This window comes from Taishania pollutisoli, assembly GCF_014518315.1.
Lineage (GTDB): Bacteria > Bacteroidota > Bacteroidia > Flavobacteriales_D > Crocinitomicaceae > Taishania > Taishania pollutisoli.
Genome location: NZ_JACVEL010000035.1, coordinates 1 through 1,326, shown reverse-complemented (window position 1 = coordinate 1,326; position 1,326 = coordinate 1). Strand labels below are relative to the sequence as shown.

At 37.2% G+C, this 1,326-nt stretch carries 1 protein-coding gene; it reads right to left on the bottom strand.

Going from position 1 to position 1,326, the window contains the following annotated elements; translation table 11 throughout:
- Positions 1-41 precede the first annotated feature (41 nt).
- A protein-coding gene (locus tag H9Y05_RS16145; RefSeq protein ID WP_216714897.1) for an IS3 family transposase occupies positions 42-1,288 on the bottom strand; the annotation gives its coding sequence in 2 pieces (ribosomal slippage) (positions 42-907 and positions 907-1,288; 1,248 coding nt in all).
- Positions 1,289-1,326 lie beyond the last annotated feature (38 nt).

Genomic DNA, 1,326 nt, shown 5'->3' with positions numbered 1-1,326 from the left:
TGACCAGTCCTAAAAATAGTTGACAGGTTAATAAAGCAAAACTACATTAAAGTCTCGAGTTTCTGAAACTCGAGACTTTTGTTTTTATGGACAAATTCCGGAGTGTTTAAGTTACACCCATAATGAGGTCTTTCTGTATTGTAAATATGAATCGACTCCTTGACAACTTGAAGGGCCTGCACATGCTCTTTAAATCCTTGTTCAAGATTGAACTCATCTTTTAAAATGCCATTCACTCTTTCTGCCAGTGCGTTTTGATAAGGATCATAACTTTCTGTCATGCTTGTGATTAAGTTGTTTTGTTGCAATAACTGCTGATACTCATAGCTGCAATACTGTAGTCCACGATCCGAATGATGAATAATCGATCCGTTAAGTCTTCTTTTGGAAAGTGCCATTTTTAAAGCTTTCAGAGGTCCTTCAGTTCTTAAGTCTTCAGATAAATGATAACCCATAATTTTCCTGGAATAGGCATCCGTGATCAAGGATAAATAGTTGTGCCCACTTTTAGTTGGAATGTAAGTGATATCAGCGACCCAAACTTGTTCCGGATGAATGATTTTTAATGATTGGACCTTATTGCTATGCTTCTTTAGCCAGTGTTTGGAGTTTGTAGTTTTGTGATAAGATTTACGTGGACGAACCAACAAATGATTTACACGAAGAATATGGAAAAGCTGATCCCGTCCAACTTTCAGATGTTTTGACCGGAAACCTTCCTTAAGAATATGATATAACTTTCTGGTTCCCAAACGAGGCATACGCATACGTTTTTCTATCACCATAGATACGACATCTTGTTGTCGTGTAATGTGAGTACGATAACTTGTTTTCTGCTTGTAATAAGCTTGCCTGCTATACCCAAACAATCGACAGGCTTCTGAAAGACTTACTGCTTTTTTGCGGATAAATCTTTCAATTGCTTGGGTGAATACTTTTTTCGAATCGCAATACCAAACTGCTCTTCTGCAACCTCAAGAATGGTTTCAGACATCTCACGTTTTAAGCGTTCTTCTTTTAACTCCTTCTCGAGCTTTTGAAGTTTTGCTTCCAGTTCCTTGATTTTTGATTCGGGAGTATTCATTGCAATGGGGATTTTCCAGTCTAAGTTACCAAATTTTCGCAACCAATTCAATACTGTGCTTTTTCCCTGGATACCAAAATGAGATTGAGCTTCTTTATAAGTAAATTGACCAGACTCAACCATGGAAATAACTTGTAGCTTAAAAGCTAATGTGTAGTCTCTTTGACTACGGCGAACCTTTGAAGGTTCTGAACTATATGTCATATGAAATAAATTGTGTCAACTTATTTCAGGACGAGACA